General features: G+C 66.3%; 14 protein-coding genes and 6 pseudogenes. 12 read left to right on the top strand and 8 right to left on the bottom strand.

From position 1 onward, the window contains the following. Positions 1-168 precede the first annotated feature (168 nt). Entirely contained in the window at positions 169-300 is a 132-nt protein-coding gene (locus G6N41_RS29465; protein WP_259593588.1) for a hypothetical protein, read from the top strand. Positions 301-435: 135 nt separating this feature from the next. Here the strand turns inward: G6N41_RS29465 and G6N41_RS06535 are convergent, their stop codons facing one another. Next, on the bottom strand, positions 436-1,197 hold the full coding sequence (locus G6N41_RS06535; RefSeq protein WP_198966925.1) for a 3-hydroxyacyl-CoA dehydrogenase: 762 nt from the start codon (positions 1,195-1,197) through the stop codon (positions 436-438). Positions 1,198-1,254: 57 nt separating this feature from the next. Beyond that, positions 1,255-2,354: pseudogene (locus tag G6N41_RS06530) on the bottom strand (CaiB/BaiF CoA transferase family protein). A 191-nt stretch (positions 2,355-2,545) separates the two neighbouring features. On the opposite strand from G6N41_RS06530, the gene G6N41_RS06525 reads away from it, so the two are divergent. The 3 genes from G6N41_RS06525 (at position 2,546) to G6N41_RS06515 (ending at position 3,807) form a co-directional block, all read left to right on the top strand. Then, positions 2,546-2,761, top strand: coding sequence for a hypothetical protein (locus G6N41_RS06525; RefSeq protein WP_198968093.1), 216 nt, complete (start codon positions 2,546-2,548; stop codon positions 2,759-2,761). Positions 2,762-2,833: 72 nt separating this feature from the next. After that, positions 2,834-3,253, top strand: coding sequence for a hypothetical protein (locus G6N41_RS06520; protein WP_198913147.1), 420 nt, complete (start codon positions 2,834-2,836; stop codon positions 3,251-3,253). Between the two features lie 5 nt (positions 3,254-3,258). Beyond that, complete coding sequence (locus G6N41_RS06515; protein WP_231608476.1) at positions 3,259-3,807, top strand: hypothetical protein; 549 nt, start codon at positions 3,259-3,261, stop codon at positions 3,805-3,807. 86 nt (positions 3,808-3,893) lie between these two features. On the opposite strand, the gene G6N41_RS06510 is transcribed toward G6N41_RS06515, so the two are convergent. Beyond that, positions 3,894-5,063: a CaiB/BaiF CoA transferase family protein gene (locus tag G6N41_RS06510; protein WP_198966924.1), complete on the bottom strand. Its 1,170-nt coding sequence runs from the start codon at positions 5,061-5,063 to the stop codon at positions 3,894-3,896. A 116-nt stretch (positions 5,064-5,179) separates the two neighbouring features. Here G6N41_RS06510 and G6N41_RS06505 point away from each other — a divergent pair, with 116 nt between their 5' ends. Together G6N41_RS06505 and G6N41_RS06500 are read left to right on the top strand one after the other, a co-directional pair. Further along, positions 5,180-6,334, top strand: a complete 1,155-nt coding sequence (locus G6N41_RS06505) for a phosphotransferase (RefSeq protein ID WP_198967751.1) — start codon at positions 5,180-5,182, stop codon at positions 6,332-6,334. Then, positions 6,331-7,008, top strand: a pseudogene (locus G6N41_RS06500) (DUF427 domain-containing protein). Before G6N41_RS06505 ends, G6N41_RS06500 begins: the two are co-directional and overlap by 4 nt. A gap of 22 nt (positions 7,009-7,030) precedes the next feature. On the opposite strand, the gene G6N41_RS06495 reads toward G6N41_RS06500, so the two are convergent. Both G6N41_RS06495 and G6N41_RS06490 read right to left on the bottom strand, forming a co-directional pair. Continuing rightward, a complete protein-coding gene (locus G6N41_RS06495; protein ID WP_198966923.1) occupies positions 7,031-7,951 on the bottom strand; it encodes an LLM class F420-dependent oxidoreductase in 921 nt (306 codons plus the stop codon). Positions 7,952-7,965: 14 nt separating this feature from the next. Next, the gene (locus G6N41_RS06490) at positions 7,966-8,856 is read right to left on the bottom strand and encodes an acyl-CoA thioesterase (protein WP_198966922.1); all 891 of its coding nucleotides are present in this window, start codon (positions 8,854-8,856) and stop codon (positions 7,966-7,968) included. A 92-nt stretch (positions 8,857-8,948) separates the two neighbouring features. Between G6N41_RS06490 and G6N41_RS06485 the strand changes: the two genes are divergently transcribed. From G6N41_RS06485 to G6N41_RS06465, 5 genes and pseudogenes are all read left to right on the top strand, one after another. Beyond that, positions 8,949-9,806, top strand: coding sequence for an SMP-30/gluconolactonase/LRE family protein (locus tag G6N41_RS06485; protein WP_198967750.1), 858 nt, complete (start codon positions 8,949-8,951; stop codon positions 9,804-9,806). 39 nt (positions 9,807-9,845) lie between these two features. Next, a pseudogene (locus tag G6N41_RS06480) lies at positions 9,846-10,190 on the top strand (acyl-CoA thioesterase domain-containing protein); the annotation flags it as partial. A 47-nt stretch (positions 10,191-10,237) separates the two neighbouring features. Beyond that, positions 10,238-11,111: pseudogene (locus G6N41_RS06475) on the top strand (IS5 family transposase). 16 nt (positions 11,112-11,127) lie between these two features. Further along, positions 11,128-11,595 (top strand): annotated as a pseudogene (locus tag G6N41_RS06470) (thioesterase family protein); the annotation flags it as partial. Positions 11,596-11,653: 58 nt separating this feature from the next. Continuing rightward, positions 11,654-12,199, top strand: coding sequence for a TetR/AcrR family transcriptional regulator (locus G6N41_RS06465; RefSeq protein ID WP_198966921.1), 546 nt, complete (start codon positions 11,654-11,656; stop codon positions 12,197-12,199). A 6-nt stretch (positions 12,200-12,205) separates the two neighbouring features. Here the strand turns inward: G6N41_RS06465 and G6N41_RS06460 are convergent, their stop codons facing one another. The 3 genes from G6N41_RS06460 to G6N41_RS06450 are packed head-to-tail and all read right to left on the bottom strand — an operon-like array spanning position 12,206 to position 15,409. Next, positions 12,206-13,546, bottom strand: coding sequence for an FAD-binding oxidoreductase (locus G6N41_RS06460; RefSeq protein WP_198966920.1), 1,341 nt, complete (start codon positions 13,544-13,546; stop codon positions 12,206-12,208). A 20-nt stretch (positions 13,547-13,566) separates the two neighbouring features. Continuing rightward, entirely contained in the window at positions 13,567-14,307 is a 741-nt protein-coding gene (locus tag G6N41_RS06455) for a glucose 1-dehydrogenase (protein ID WP_198966919.1), read from the bottom strand. A gap of 19 nt (positions 14,308-14,326) precedes the next feature. Next, positions 14,327-15,409: an NAD(P)H-dependent amine dehydrogenase family protein gene (locus G6N41_RS06450; protein WP_198966918.1), complete on the bottom strand. Its 1,083-nt coding sequence runs from the start codon at positions 15,407-15,409 to the stop codon at positions 14,327-14,329. Positions 15,410-15,514: 105 nt separating this feature from the next. Here G6N41_RS06450 and G6N41_RS06445 point away from each other — a divergent pair. After that, a pseudogene (locus tag G6N41_RS06445) lies at positions 15,515-16,422 on the top strand (alpha/beta hydrolase). Positions 16,423-16,514: the final 92 nt, after the last annotated feature.

The following is a 16,514-nucleotide window of genomic DNA, read 5'->3' as shown; positions in this document are numbered from 1 at the left end:
TACTTCTCGACCGCTGGCCAGGCCCCCGAGTTACGGCATACCGTCGGGCCCGCCCAAAGCGGCTGGCGAGCACTTCGGCATCGGCACCCTACCCACCGTTAAGAATTGCCACGATTTTCCGAATCGTGACTCAATGATTCCTTAATAGCGACTTCTACGCTCAGTGTCATGTGGATCGACGACTCGAGTGCCGACGTCATCAAGGCCGACTTCGAGGCTATCTACCACGGCGACATGCTGGTGGAGGGCGAGACCTCGGAGCAGGTTGAAGAGTGGCACCCCCTCCCTACGGCGAGCTGAGCACACCATGGTCATGCTTGCACGGTTGCTAATTGCCGAACCAGCCGTCAGTCGTTGGTTCCGTCGATAACCAATTCGCGTCTATTGATGAAAGCCCCCCGCCTGTGCGGGGGCTTTCATCGTTATTAACGGCCCTTAGCGCGGCGCCATCCGGATCGCGCCATCCAAACGAATGACCTCCCCGTTGAGCATCGGGTTTTCAATGATGTGCACAGCCAGCGCCCCGTATTCGTCGGGGTTTCCCAGCCGGGACGGGTGCGGCACCTGCTTACCCAGCGACGCCCTGGCCTCCTCGGGCAAAGACGCCAGCAGCGGGGTATCGAACAGTCCGGGCGCAATGGTCATCACCCGGATGCGGTGACTGGCCAGATCGCGGGCGATCGGCAGGGTCATACCAACCACGCCGCCCTTGGACGCCGAATACGCAGCCTGGCCGATCTGGCCATCGAATGCAGCCACCGAGGCGGTGTTGATGATGACGCCGCGCTCTTCCCCATTGGGGCCGACGGGTTCGGTTTTGGCGATTCGCTCGGCGGCCAGCCGCAGCACGTTAAAACTCCCGACCAGGTTGATGTCCACAATCTTGCGGAACGCCGCCAACGGGAAGACGCCGTCGCGGCTCAGCACGCGTATCGCGTTACCGGTCCCGGCGCAATTGACGACGATGCGCAGCGTGCCCATCGTTTCGGCCAGATCCAGCGCACTGGCGACGGCGGCCTCGTCGGTCACATCCGCCGCCGCGAACCGTGCCCGGTCGCCCAAATCAGCAACCACGTCTTCACCCCGGATGTCGAGCACCACAACCTGAGCCCCGGCGTCCAGCAGACGCTTGGTGGTCGCCAGGCCCAGCCCCGACGCGCCCCCGGTGACGACGGCAACGGCGTCCCTGATCTCCATGCGAACCCTTCCTTGATTTCTCCGCTCAAAATCAACCAACCTACTGGTTGGTTGGGACTATACCGAGTCGCTCAAGACGGCTTCGACGTCCGTCAGCGGTGCGGCCGGTGGGAGCGGCCGGCTCGGCACGGTGCGTGAGAACCGCGGCGCCGGCATCGGCTGCGGCCCGCCGTCATCGCCTTCGTAGAAGGTGTTCCGCTCGGCGATATGCGGTTCGGTGTGCACCTCGCCGAACGACAGCACCGGGGTCACGCAGGCGTCCGAATCGGCGAACACCTTGGCCCAATGATCGCGGTCGTACCTGCCGAACGCCTCGGTCAGCACCGCCCGCAGTTCCGGCCAGCGGGCGACGTCGTTTTGCGGGGGCAGGTTCGCCGCATCCATACCCAGCCCGGCCAGCATCGCCGCGTAGAACTGCGGCTCGATGGAGCCGACGGCGACATAGCCGCCGTCGGCGCATTCATAGGTGTCGTAGTAGGGCGCACCGCCGTCGAGCATGTTGGTGCCCCGAACGTCGCTCCATATGCCGATCCCCCGCATCGCCCACATCATCTGCACCAGCACGCTGGACCCATCGACCATCGCGGCGTCGATCACCTGGCCCTTGCCCGAGTTGTGCCGCTCCCACAGTGCCGCCAAGATGCCGACCAGCAAGAACATCGAACCGCCCCCGAAGTCGCCGACCAGGTTCAGCGGTGGCACCGGCCGCTCGCCGACCCGGCCGATCGCGTGCAGGATGCCGTTGAGCGAGATGTAGTTGATGTCGTGACCGGCTTGTTGGCTGCGCGGACCGGCTTGACCCCAACCCGTCATCCGGGCATAGATCAGCCGGTCATTCACCTTGGCGCAGTCTTGCGGGCCGAGGCCCAGCCGCTCGGTGACTGCGGGCCGGTAGCCCTCGATCAAGACATCGGCCTTGGCGACGAGCTTCAAGACAAGTTCGCGCCCCTGGTCGGACTTCAGGTCGGCGGTCACGATCCGTCGGTTGCGCAGCATGGCGTCCTTCACGCCGCCCCAGCGCCCCCCCCGGCAGAGGACGATGGCCGGTCGATGCGCACCACGTCGGCGCCGAGATCCCCGAGAATCATCGCGGCGTGTGGGCCCGGTCCGATCCCAGCCAGTTCAACGACCCGCAATCCGTTCAGCGGTCCCGACATGATGTACCGACCTTTCGTCCACTCTGACGATCTCGCCCGGGCCGAACACCGACAAATAGTATCTTCGCAGGCCGCGGAAATCCACCCCGCGGCAAGCATCACGAGAAATGCCCGTGAAGCGTCCTCGGTGCATCACGTAAAAATGCCCGCGAAACGGTCGATCCTCAGCAGGCATGGGAAGTGGGCTGTCGATGTCGTCTCGGACCGAGATCACCGCGAAGTTCGCCAGGGCGTATGTGGGGGCACCGAAGGCGGACAAGGGGCAGATTCTGGATCAGGTGGTGGCGGTCACCGGCTGGTCGCGTGACAACGCCCGGCGGCGGTTGAGGGCGGCGGCCGCGCCGCCGGGAGCGGGTCGGCAGGTCGCCAAACAGACTCGCCGGCAACGCAATCCGAAGTACTCCTAGGATGCGCTCAAGGTGTTGCAGAAGGTGTGGGCGGCCTCAGGCGGGCAGTGCGGCCGGTACCTGGCCGCTTCCATGGCACTTCAGTTGGATGCTCTAGAACGCCACGGCGAACTGGTGGACGGCCGTGACCGTTACGGCCCGGCGGTGCGTGCCGAGCTGTTGGCGATGAGCAGCGCCACGATCGACCGCTACCTGCGCGGCGCCAAGGCCCGCGACCAGATCTCGGGTGTGTCGACGACGAAACCCTCCCCGCTGCTGCGGTCCTCGATCACCATCTGCAAAGCAGGCGATGAGGCCGAAGAATCTCCGGGGTTCTTCGAAGGCGACACCGTGGCGCACTGCGGCCCGACACTGAAAGGTGAGTTCGCCCGCACGGTCAACCTCACCGACATGCACATCGGCTGGGTGTTCACCCGCACGGTGCGCAACAACGCCCACCCCCACATCCTGGGCGCCCTCAAAACCGGAATTACTAAAATCCCTATAAGGTAACGGGTTTGGACTTCGACAACGGCACCGAATTCCTCAATAAGGCGGTCATCAAGTGGGCCGCGGACATGGAGATCTTCTTCACCCGCTCACGACCCTACAAGAAGAACGACCAGGCCACCATCGAGTCCAAAAACAACCACCTCGTGCGTCGCTACGGGTTCTACTACCGCTACGACACCGACGAAGAACGCGCCGTGCTCAACCGGCTGTGGCACCTGGTCAACGACCGGCTCAACTACCTGACCCCCACCATCAAACCCATCAGCTACGGCTGCAGCCGCGACGGTCACCGCCGCCGGCTCTACGACAAGCCCCAGACCCCCCTGGACCGGCTGCTGGCCGCCGGAGTCCTCTCAGCGGCCCAACAAACAGAGCTGCTCACCTACCGCAACAGCCTCAACCCCGCCGCGATCGCCCACCAGATCGCCGACCTGCAAGCCGCCCTGCTCAGACTCGCCAAAGACAAGACCGAACAGCTCTACCTCGCCGCCATACCCGCCGCTCTACCCGCCCTCAAAGCCGGCATCCGCATCAAAAGCAAGACCACCACCTGACCCCGATTTCGCGGGCATTCCTTACCTGATGCATGAACCAGGTTTCGCAGGCATCTTGACTCGATGCATCACGGACTCGCGCGCGGTCAGGACTTGCGGCGCGCCGCCAGTTCACCCAGCACTTGGTCGGTGTGCTGACCGAGCTGCGGCGCCACCGAACGTGGCGTGCATGGTGTGCCGTGAAAGTCGGCGGGGGTTGCCACCATCGACACACTCGAGGCCCCGTCCGGCACGTCAACGATGCCGCCAGCGGCATGGAACTGCTCGTCGGCGACGATGTCTTCGAGGCTGTTGATCGGCGACCAGAAGAAATCCGGTTCAGCATCGAAGATCTCGGTCCAGTCGGCGAGAGACCTGGTCGCGAAGATCTGGTCCAGTTGCGCGATGAGCTCTACCGCGTTGGTCGCACGCCCGCGCGCATCGCCGTAGCGCGGGTCGGTCAGCCAGTCGGGGCGTTCAACGACGCGACACAGGGCGGGCCGGTGCCGGTCGATCTCCAGTCCGACGATCCAGAATCGTCGCCCGTCGCCGGCGGTGTAGTTGTTCATGCACGGGTTGCCCATTGATTCACGTTGTCCGATTGCGATCTGCTGACCGGTGAGCAGGTAGGTGTTGAGGTCAAAGCTCACGGTGTAGGCCCCCTGGCCATACAGCGATGTGCCCACCAGCTGGCCCGTCCCGGTCCGCTCCCGCGCCAGCAGCGCGGCACAGACGGCGGCGGCCAAGGTCATGCCGGTCGTGTGGTCCCCCATGCCGCCGCGCTGAAACGGCGGCGTGCCCCCAGGCCGGGTGAGCAGATGCGCGAGGCCACCGCGCGACCAGAAGGCAGCCACGTCATAGGCGGCGCGATCGGCGTCGGGCCCGGTCTCTCCATACCCGGTGATGAGCCCGTAGACGAGGCGTGGGTTGCGACCGGACACCGCAGCGAAGTCGAGCCCCAGCCGTCGCAACGCCGCCGGGCGCACGTTGGTGATGAAAACATCAGCGTCGGAGAGCAATTCGTATGCCAGCTCGCGGCCGGTGTCGGTGGACAGATCCAGCACGACGCTGCGCTTGCAGCGGTTGTCCATCTCGAACGGCGGGTTCATCCCGAGATCGCAGCCCAGCATCCGGCCGAACAGCCGGCCCGGATCGCCGGCCGGCGGTTCTATCTTGATCACGTCGGCACCCCAGTCGGCCAGAATGGCGGCCGCGGCCGGCGCCGCGACCCAGACCCCGAGCTCGACAACCTTGATGCCTTCCACCGGTCCCGCCATGGCTCCTTCCTACTCCGGCAGGCACGCGGCATCGCGCCCGCATCGGCACCCGGGCCGTGCATTTACACTGTTTGCAGCATTTGTAACGTAGGGGTGGTGCCTTGCCGGAGAACAGGGTGATCGCGCTGGCTCGCCTAGCCACTCATCTCGGTCGTGGCCTCGGCCGGGTGGCAACCGACGCCGTGCTGCGCAACGCCAGAGCATTCCCCCGCCGCATCGACGACCTGGATGCGCCGGCGTTGTCGGCAATCATGGGGCGCAGGGTGTCCTCGGTGTCGGTGCTCGATGACAGCAATGGGACGACGTCGCGGGCCCGACTAGCGCTGAGCGGCAACGACGTTCCCGAGTCGGTGTTCGTCAAGATGGCGGCGGCTACGGCCGCGACCAGATTTATCGGCGAGCTGGGCCGGCTGGCCGAGACCGAGGTGAGTTTCTACCGCGACCTGTCCCCCGAGTTAGCGCCCGACGCGCCAACGGCATACGGCTGCGCGTTCGATCCGCTGACCGGCCGATTCGTGCTTGTCCTGGAAGACTTGGCAGCTCCCGCCGAAGGGCCATGCGATTTCTCGGACACGCTGCATCCGTTCAACAACGATCAGGCCGCCCTGGTGGTCGAACTGCTCGCCCGCCTGCACGCGACGTGCTGGGTACGGCTCAATCACGGCGGTGGCCGACCATTTGGATGGCTGTATGCGGCCTCGCGTGATCCGAGCGTGCCGCTGGTTCCCACCATGCTGCGGGCCTCGTGGCGCAGGTTGGGCGGGCACGCCGCGGCGCTCCTGCCAGGTCGCGACTTTGTCTTCGAGCACTACCGGGCGATCACCGGACTCATCGACGCACCGCGACACACCGTGCTGCACGGCGACGCGCACCCGGGTAATTGGTATTTCCGCTCATCGGTCGGCCCGCTCGCGGCGGGTCTGCTCGACTGGCAGGCGGTCCGGCTCGGCCACCCCGCCCGCGATCTCGCTTACACGCTGATCACCGGCATGGCCACCACCGACCGTCGGGTCACCGAGCGCGAACTGCTCGACGTCTACCGCCGCGCATTGGCAGCCGTCGGCGGGCCGGAGCTGGACCGCGAAGAGCTATGGCTGCGCTATCGACAAGCCGCCGTCTACGCCTATGTCGCAACCACGATCGTGGCCGGCCTGGGCGGCATGCAGGCCGCAGACATCGCGCTCACCGGCCTGGACCTGACAGTCGCGGCCTTGCACGACCTGCAGACCGTGGCCGCGTTACGGACCGCCGATCTAGGAGGAACGTCATGAGCCTGGCCGCCGGGCATGGCCCGCTCAGCAAGCATCCGGCCGGGTGCTTCTGCCCGCCGGTGCCCGATGGTTTGGTCTACGTCGAGCCACATCCTCGGCGTATCCAGGCATTTCGCAATGGGCGCCTGGTAATCGACACCGAGCGCGCGCTGATGGTGCACCGGCGGGGCCACCCGCTGCGCTACGTGTTTCCCACCGACGAGATCGCCGACCTACCGACTCAGCCCGAGACCGCGGCGCCCGGCTTCGTCCATGTTCGGTGGGATGCCGTCGACATGTGGCTCGAAGAGGGCCGCCAACTCGTGCACTACCCGCCGAACCCCTACCACCGCGTCGACTGCCGCCCGACCACGCGACAGCTGCACGTCGAGCTGGCCGGCACCACGCTGGTGAACACCCAGGACACGGTGATCGTCTTCGAAACTTCGCTGCAACCACGTCTGTATGTGGCGCCCGCGCTGGTCCGCACCGACCTGCTGGTGAGGTCACAGACCTCCAGCTACTGCAACTACAAGGGCGTGGCGACCTACTGGTCGGCCGTCGTCGGCGACATGGTCACCCCTGACATTGCCTAGAGTTACGAAGATCCGCCGCCGGAAAGCGTTCCGATCAAAGGGTTCTTGAGCTTCGACGAAGGGGCAGTGCAGGTCACCGCGGAGTTGCCAGCAAGGTAGCCGGCACATCGGGGCGCCAGGCTCAGGCCGCTTCGATCACCTGGGCGCGAAATCGGTCGATACATTCCAGCGCGTGCGCAAGGCCGTCACCGGGCAGACCGACGTGCACCCACGTCACCCCGAGCGTCGCCAGCTTTTCCAAACCCCCCAGATAGGCGTCGGCATTGAAGTCCGCGCTTGCCGGACCGCCGCCGTCGAAGTTGGTGAAGGTGACATCGATCGCGGAGAAATCCCGGCCCGCCGCGTCACATTTGCGGCGCAAATCGTCGATACCGGCGGCGAGCCGGTCCGCCGAGTCGATGGCCGCAGTGCCCGCGGTCTGCGCCAGCGGTGCCGGCGCGAGGAAAGGACACCAGCCGTCCCCGTGGACGGCGACGCGTCGGCGCGCTGCCGCCGTGTTACCGCCCACCCAGATGGGCGGGTAGGGTTTGCTGGCCGGGCGGGGGTGCGCGGTGATTCCCCGCGCGCTGAAATGGCTTCCCTCAAAGGATATGTCGTCGCTGGTCCAGACCGTCCGGATCACCTGCAGTGCCTCGTCGAACAGCTCGGCGCGTTCGGCATGGTCCACACCCAGCGCCGCGAACTCCCGCTTGAGATAACCCACGCCGACCGCGAGGATGAACCGACCACCCGACAGTAGGTCCAGCGTGGCGGCGGACTTCGCCACCACAAACGGGTTGCGATACGGCAACACGACGATGTTGGGAATCAAGCACAGTGACGTCGTTTGTGCCGCCGCAAAGCCCAGTGCGACAAAGGGATCCAGTGCGTCGTGGCCTCCCGCCTCGAGCCAGCGCTGCGACGGTGCCGGGTGGTCGGTGAAGCCGAAGCCGTGGAAGCCGGCCCGCTCGGCTGCCGCCGCGACGGCCGCGACGCCGGCGCCGGAGGCGAGTTCGGGGTGGTAGGGATGACTGTGCATCGGGTGGGTGATGATGAAGCGCAACGATATTCCCGCCGCTAGAACCGCGACCGGGCATCGATCGAGGTGTCACTGGTGCGAAGCGGCCGGATCAGCGCCTCCTGGGCGAACGAGGCGATGAGGGCGCCCTGTTCGGTGTGTACCGTGCCGCGCACATAGGACATTCCCGCGCCGACCTGAGTGCTCTCGTGGCTGTAGAGCAACCAACCGTCCCAGCGCACGGGTTCATGGAAAGCGATCGAGATCGTCATCGGCGCGGTCGACACGCTCAGATGGGCTTGGCTGGTGCCGATGCCCGGATGCGCCCGCATGGTGGTTGAAATCCCAAGATGGCCGGTGAAATACGCGATCAGCGCCTTGGCCAGGTCGTCGCGGTCCGGAATTGGTTCGTAGTGCAGCCACGCATACAGTTCCGGCGGCCCCACCTCGTCGGGACTGTTGACGTCGACGACATCGACGAGCCGCAACTGCCGGCCGGCCATCGGCATGTGCGAAACGTTGGCGCCGGCGGGTGCAACCACCGGTGAGCGCGGCAGGTGATGCTTGATCACATCCCCGGTGGGGATGTCGGCCAGCACCGTCACGGTCAAGCAGCGCTTGCCGTTCTGATTGGCCGCGACGATCGCGGTGGCCGTCGAACGGCCTTCATGGACGACGTCGAGGACGAGTTCGAGCGGCGGGCCGACGATGACGGCGCGGCAGAAAACGGCGTGCGCCGAGCGCACCGACTTGCCCTCGAACCGGCTCGCCACGGCCATGATGGCCTGCGCGACCACTTGGGTGCCTTCCACCACCTGCCGCTCGTCGTGGCCGGCGATTCCAGTGTCGGCGGTGAACCGATCGACCCCCTCGGCGCGCACCTGGAAAAGTTCGAGCAGGCCATCGACTGACCATTGGGCCTGTTCAGAATCTGTGGTCAATGCGCTCACCTCGCTGTCAGCTCCCGGCTCAGCGTGACATTTTGGATATTGTTTGTAAAGCACGGACGCCGGGTCGCCCCGCGTTGACAGCGACACCCAAAGTGCATGACACTTTTGCCGTGATTTGTAACGGCACGCGTCGAGAGGTAAGCCCGCTGGCCCGCGGCTTCTGTTTCGGCGAGGGGCCGCGCTGGTTCGAGGGGCTGCTCTGGTTCTCCGACATGCTGGGCGAGGCCGTACACACCTCGGACATGCACGGCTCGCTGACCACCCTGCCGCTGCCCGGCCACTCCCCTTGCGGGCTGGGGTTCCGGCCCGACGGGACACTGTTGATTGCGTCGGCGCACGACCGGCTGGTCCTGCGCTACGACGGCGACACCGTGGTCACCGTCGCCGATCTGCGCGACCTTGCACCCGCCGACCTCGGCGACATGGTGATCGACCGTGCGGGCCGCGCCTATATCGGGTGCCAGTCCTTCTCGGGCGGCGTGATCATCCGGCTCGATACCGACAACAGCGCACAGGTCGTCGCCGAGGACCTCGACTTCCCCAACGGGATGGTCATTACCCCCGACCACGACACGCTCATCGTCGCCGAGTCGGTCGGCCGCCGGCTCAGCGCATTCACCGTCAGCGCCGATGGCGCGCTCAACGACCGCCGGGTCTTCGCCGCGGGCCTGGACGGACCACCCGACGGCATCGCCCTCGACGCCGAGGGCGCGGTCTGGGCGGCCATGACGCTGGCTCACCAATTCGAGCGGATCGTCGCCGGCGGGGTGGTGACCGACCGCATCGACATAGGTGATCGGGTTGCCATCGCATGCGCGTTGGGCGGGCCCGGGCGCCGCACGTTGTTCCTGCTGTCCAGCACCGACGCGTATGCCAAGCGGCTGATCGGCACCCGGCTTTCCCAGCTGGATGCCGTCACCGTGGCCACCCCCGGCGCCGGCCTGCCTTGACCGGCCCCGGCCCCGGCCCCAACACGGAAGAGTGGTGATATGACCGACTCCTACTACGAGCTGATCGATGACGCCGATCCGCTGGGCGAGAAGTTTGCCGCGACCGACCTGGTGCGCGGCACCTGGTCGGCCTCGATCCAACACGGCGCGCCGGTGTCGGCGCTGCTGGTCCGAGCGCTGCAGCGATGCGCCTGGCGTGAAGACACCCGGCTGAGCCGGGTGGTCGTCGACTTGATCGGAGCGGTGCCGGCCGACGGCGACCTCTGGGTGAGTTCGCGGATCGAACGCGGCGGCAAGCAGATCGAGTTGGTCAGCGCCGAGCTGGCCGCGCCAGGCCCCGATGGCCGGCCCCGGACGGTGGCCCGCGCCAGCGGATGGCGATTAGGGCGTGTCTGCTTAATGTGAATGGTGTTTTGGCTGATGCTGTTTGGGTGATGCGGACGCATGCGATTTCTGATGATTTGTGGTCGCTGATCGTGGCGGTGTTGCCTGCGGGGCGGCGGCGTGGCCGGCCGTGGAACGATCATCGACGTACTCTGGAGGGCATTATCTGGCGTTACCGTACGGGATCTCCGTGGTGTGACCTGCCCGAGCACTTCGGTCCCTGGCAATCGGTGGCCGAGAGGCATCTACGCTGGTCGGTCGATGGCATCTACGCGCGGATCTTCGCGGCGATCGCCTCTGACCTCGACGCCGAGGACGCCGACCTGGGCGCACTGTTGTCGGTCGATTCGACCAGTGTGCGCGCCCACCGACACGCAGCCGGAGCGCGCTCCGGGCGCCGCACAGGGGGATCTGTCGAATTACAAGAAATATCTCGATGAGCCCGATGACCACGCCATTGGGCGTTCCCGCGGCGGGCTGACTACCAAGATCCACGCCTTGACCGACCAGCTGTGCAGTCCGGTCACCCTGGCACTGTCGGCCGGTCAAGCCGGTGATAATCCGATGCTTTGGCCACTGCTGGCCGCCCGGTGCAGCAACTCATACGCCCCGTATCACCTGCTGGCGGACAAGGCGTACTCCCATGACTCGACGCGGGCACAGCTGCGCCGGCTCAAGATCGCCCATACCATCCCCGAGCGCAGCGACCAGATCACCCGCCGCAAAGCCAAAGGCCGCAACAGAGGACGGCCTCCGGGGTTCTCAGGCCGAATCTACAAGCACCGCAACACCGTCGAGCGAAGCTTCAACCGGCTCAAACACTGGCGCGCGGTCGCCACCTGCTACGACAAATACGCCCTGACCTACCTCGGCGGTGTCACCCTGGCCGCCATCATCACCTACCACCGCGTCCGCAATTAGCAGACAGGACCTAGCCCAGTTGGACACCCAAGAACTCCGCCACGCGGCCGAACAGCCGCCCCGCCCGCTCGCCGAGGCCCGCAACCGCAAGCTGGCGCCGATGAGTTGGGACCGCAACTACGTGCACAGCCTGGACTGGCACTGGCTCACCGAGCCGATGGCCCCGGGCCCGGGTGAATGCTGGATCAAGCCGACCGTGGATCTGGTCAACGGCGAGACCATGACGCCGCTAGAACGGCTGTTCGCGGTGGCGGACTGCGCCAACGGCATCGGGAGCAAGCTGGACATCACCAAGTGGACCTTCCTCAACACCGACCTGGCCGTGCACGTGATCCGCATCCCGGCCGGGGATTGGATCGGCATTCGCGCCGAAACCAGCTACGGACCCGACGGAATCGGCACGGCGGCGGGCACCCTGTTCGACCAGCAAGGTGCGGTCGGCACCATCGCGCAATCGGTCCTGGTGCGCCGGCGGGCCCGATGATGTTGGAAAGCAGCGCCAAAATCGGTGACACCCGCGGATCTTTCGTAAGGTTTCAGACATGAGCCAGGCGTTTGGGGCAATCGACACCACTGACGGCGACACGTCGACGCGTCAGCGCATCCTCGCGGCCACCGCCGAAGTGCTGGCGCGCAGCGGCAAGACCAAGCTCAGCCTCTCCGAAGTCGCCGCCCAGGCGGGCGTATCGCGCCCCACGCTCTACCGCTGGTTCGCCTCCAAAGAAGAGTTGCTCGCCACGTTTTCACGCTACGAGCGCCAAGTCTTCGAAAGCGGCTTGAGCAAGGCCACCGCCGGATTGAAGGGCGTCGACAAGCTCGACGCCGCTTTACGATTCATTGTCGATTACCAATATTCCTACTGGGGCGTGCGGATGGTCGACATCGAACCGGAGCTCGTCATCTCCCAGATGTCGGGTGTGATCCCGGAAATGCGCGAAGGGCTGCAGCGGTTGTTGCCCGGCCCCAACGCCGCCGTCAAGGCGGCAACAGCGATCCGAATTGCCATCTCGCACTACATTGTTCGAAGCGATGACGCCGACCAGTTCCTCGCCCAGCTGCGCCATGCCGTCGGCCTCAAGGGCGGCTGAACGGGATCAATCGAACAGCACCGCGGGGTTGAGGTAACCGGTCGGGTCCAGCGCCGCCTTGACGGCCCGCATCACCGCGATGTCGGTGTCCTCGCGGGACATCTGCAGATACGGTCGCTTGCGGCTGCCGATTCCGTGCTCCGAGCTGACATTGCCGCCGCACTGCGCGATGAGCGACATCATCTCCTGGTACAGCGCCGGCTCGCGCGGCACCGGGCAGCGCAGCACATTCAAATGCAGGTTGCCCTCGCCGATGTGGCCGAACAGCAGCTGAATCGCCTCGGGCACGTGCGCCGCGACCAACGTCGCCGCTGCGGCGGCAAATTCGCTGATCGCCGCCAGGGGCAGCGAAACGTCGAACTTCAGCGGCGGACCATATACTCCCAACACCTCGGCCAAGGATTCCCGGATGCGCCACAACCGTTGCTGCGCAGCAACATCCACGCCCACCGCCGGATCACCGCACAACCGTACGCCGTCGAGCAGATCGGCCAGCCGCTCGGTTTGGTCGTGGTCGGCGGCCAGTTCCACCAATAGCAGCCAGTCCCCCGGCACCGGAGCCGGCACCCCGAGATGCTCGCGGGTCAGCGCCGCGGCCCGGCCGTCGATCAGTTCCAGTGCCGCAATCCCGCCGACATCACGAAACACCCGGCCGGCATCGACGAGTGCCTCGAGGTCGGCGAAGCCGCAGACCGCGGTCAGCCGATGTGACGGGGTGGGGTGCAGCCGCAGGTCCAGCGCGGTGATGACACCGAGAGTTCCCTCGGCTCCCACGAATAGCGCTGGCAGGTCATAGCCGGTGTTGTCGCTGCGCACCAGGCTGTGCCGGCGTAACACCGAACCGTCGGGCAATGCCACGTCCAGGCCGACGACCTGCTCGCCCATGTTGCCGTAGCGGACCGTCCGCAGCCCGCCGGCGTTGGTGGATGCCATCCCGCCGATGGTCGCGGACTCCCGCGCCGACAGATCCACACCGAACACCAGTCCGGCCGCGGTCGCGGCGCGCTGCACCGCCGCCAGAGTCGCCCCCGCGCCCACCGCGACTCGGCGCTCGAGGGTGTCGACATCGGCGACGTCGCAAATCCGTTCGGTGGACAACAGCACGTCGTCGTGTTCGGGCACGGTCCCGGCGACCAGCGAGGTGCGGCCGCCCTGCACGGTGACGTGCGCCCCGGCATCCCGGCACACCCGCAGCACCTCGGCCACCTGATCGGCCGAAGCCGGGCGCACCAGCGCGCTGGCCCGGCCCCGATAGCGGCCGGTGTGGTCGACGCTGCGGCCGGCCAATATGTCCGGATCGGTGAGGACATGACTGGAACCAACCACATTCGCGAGACTGCGCAGCATGCTCGTGGTTATAGCAAGTGCTAAAACTGCTTGTGCGGCACGTCGGTGACCAGGCCCCCATCCATCACAAATTCGCTACCGGTCGCGTAGGACGCATCGTCACTGGCCAGGAACACGACGAAGGTCGACACCTCACGGGACTCCGCCGGTCGCCCCAGCGGAATGGTGACCATGTCGTCGGGCAGGTTGGCCGTCATCGGCGTCCGAATGAAGCCGGGGTGAATCGAGTTCACCCGGATGTTCAGCGGCGCCAACTCCAAGGCCGCCGACTTGGTCAACCCGCGCACCGCCCACTTGGACGCGACATAGGGGTGTACCGCCGGAGCGCCGCGCAGGCCCTCGATCGACGACGCATTGATGATCGAGCCTGAACCGGCAGCGGTCATGGGTTCGACCGCCGCCCGCATGCCTAGGAACGTCCCGGTCAAGTTGACGTCAATCACCTTCTGCCACTTGCCGAGATCGAACTTCTTGAGTTGCCCGAGCGCGACGATCCCGGCGTTGTTGACCAGCACGTCGAGCTTGCCGAACTCGTCGACGGCCGTCGCGACCGCGGCCTCCCACTGGTCGGGCTGGGTGACATCGAGGTGCACATAGCGCACCGCGTCCCCGATCTCCTCGGCCAGCGCCTTGCCCTCCTCGTCGAGGATGTCGCCGATCACCACCTTGGCGCCTTCTTGCACCAGCAGTCGCGCATGTGAAGCGCCCATGCCCCGGGCGCCGCCGCTGATGAGTGCAACCTTTCCGTCTACCCGTCCCATGCCGTCGTGATCCTTTCGGTTAGTTGGAGACCATGGGCGTGTACAGCCCTTTACCCGTGATTAGGGGCAAGTCCAGTGTCGTCCTGATGCCCGGTGTCGCCGTGAGGACCGCCGGGATCGCGTTGACGATGCGGCCCGCGGCGCCGACGATGGCGGCGTGGTTGTGATCGCCGTTGCGGCTGCTCGGAACGATGTACACGGCATAGGACGGCTCGCCGGTGATTTCGATGCGATAGGACCCTCCACCGGAGGCGGGTTGGGGCCAATCGGGTCGTAGGTCGGGCCGCAGCCGGGTGATGTGCTCGATGACGATGGCGGCCTGCCCGTCGACCATGCCCCGGATCTCGAATTGCAGCACGGCTTGGGTGCCCTTGGCCACCGGCCCCACCGCGATCTCAAAATCTTCCGGCGCCGGTTCACGCTGATACGACTCGGTGATTTCGTCAACCTCGATACCCAGGCCGGCCGCCAACTGACGGATCGCCGTCCCCCAGGCAATGCCGAGCACGCCCGGCTGCAGCAGCATGGGCACCTCGTCCAGGGATCTGCCGAACCCCATGTAGTGCATGACCTCTGCGCCGTCATAGGAGGCATAGTCGTGGATCTCCATGCAGCGCACCTGCTCGATGCGCTGACAGGTTCCGGCCAGGGCAAACGGCAGGAGGTCGTTGATGAACCCCGGGTCGACACCGGTGATGAAGATGCTCGAGTTCCCCTGCTCGGCAACGCGTTGCACCCGAGCAATGTATTTGTCGGGGATAACGCCCCAGGGGTATTGCAGCAAGCCGGGCGAAGAGCCCACGACATTGCTGCCGGCCGCCAGGATGCGCATCACGTCCGCCATTGCGTCGGGCAGCCGGGTGTCTCCCATCGCGCAGTAGACGACGCACTCGGGCGCGGTGGCCAGCACCGCATCCAGGTCGTTGATCGCCGCGATCCCGGTCTCGATACCCACCCCGGCGAGGTCGCCAGCGTCACGGCCCACCTTCTCGGGCGTGGATACACACACCGCGGTCAGCTCGAACGCCGGGTTGGTCACCAGCTCGCTCAGGGCCAGCCGCCCGACGTTTCCGGTTCCGACGTGAGCAACCCGGATCGCCATGGGGTGTCCTCCATCCCGCCGCAACGCTGCAAATTTTCTAGACAGTAGTCCATAATTCTTTGAGGTGACGGACGCCGTCGGCCCCTGCCGCAAAGGAGAGCCCCGATGACACAGCGCCAGGACGTGCGGTTCCCCTGCGGCGAGGAGATGATCAGCGCGTGGCTCTACCGGCCCGCCGGCGCCGACCCCGCGCGCCCGGTGCCCATGCTGGTCATGGCGCATGGTCTGGGCGCGGTTCGCACCATGCGCCTGGACGCCTACGCGCAACGGTTCAGCGCGGCCGGCTACGCCTGCCTGGTGTTCGACTACCGCAACTTCGGCGACAGCGAGGGCCAGCCCCGCCAGCTACTCGACATCAGAATGCAGCTGCAGGACTGGGCGGCGGCGGTGGCCTACGCGCGCACCTGCGACGGGGTCGACCAGGCCCGGATCGGCCTGTGGGGCACCTCTTTCGGCGGCAGGCATGTGATCGCGACGGCGGCCCGGCTACCGGGCATCGCCGCGGTGGTGGCGCAGTGCCCGTTCACCGATGGCATCGCCTCGGTGCTCGCGATCGCGCCGACCACGGCCATCCGTGTCACGGCGCGGTCGATGCGCGACCTCATCGGATCCCGGTTGGGCAGGCCGCCGGTGATGATTCCCGCCGCGGGCAAACCGGGCGAGGTTGCCCTGATGACCGCTCCGGACGCCTACCCGGGCTACCTGGGCCTGATGCCGCAGGGCGCCCAGGTGCCCAATGAGGTCGCGGCCCGGATCGGGATCAAGGTGCTTGGCTACCGTCCGGGACGCAGCGCGCGCAAGATCGCCTGCCCAATCCTGTTCTGCGTGTGCGAAACCGATTCCGTCGCGCCCGCCGGTCCCACCCTGCGCTACGCCGCCCGGGCTCCTCGCGGTGAGGTCATCCGTTATCCAGAGGGGCACTTCGCCATCTATCTCGGCGACGCCTTCGAACACGTAGTGGCCGATCAACTCGCTTCCTCGACAAGCACCTGAAGCCGGCCGGCCAGCCCTAACCGGCCAGCCCTAAGAGGTTGCCCAAACGCCGGAATTAACGGCGACACCGTTTTACCCTCTGATTGATACCTAATACCCGCGGTTCCGGGTT

The organism is Mycobacterium shottsii (genome assembly GCF_010728525.1).
GTDB lineage: Bacteria > Actinomycetota > Actinomycetes > Mycobacteriales > Mycobacteriaceae > Mycobacterium > Mycobacterium marinum.
This window is presented reverse-complemented; position numbering and strand designations above follow the sequence as displayed.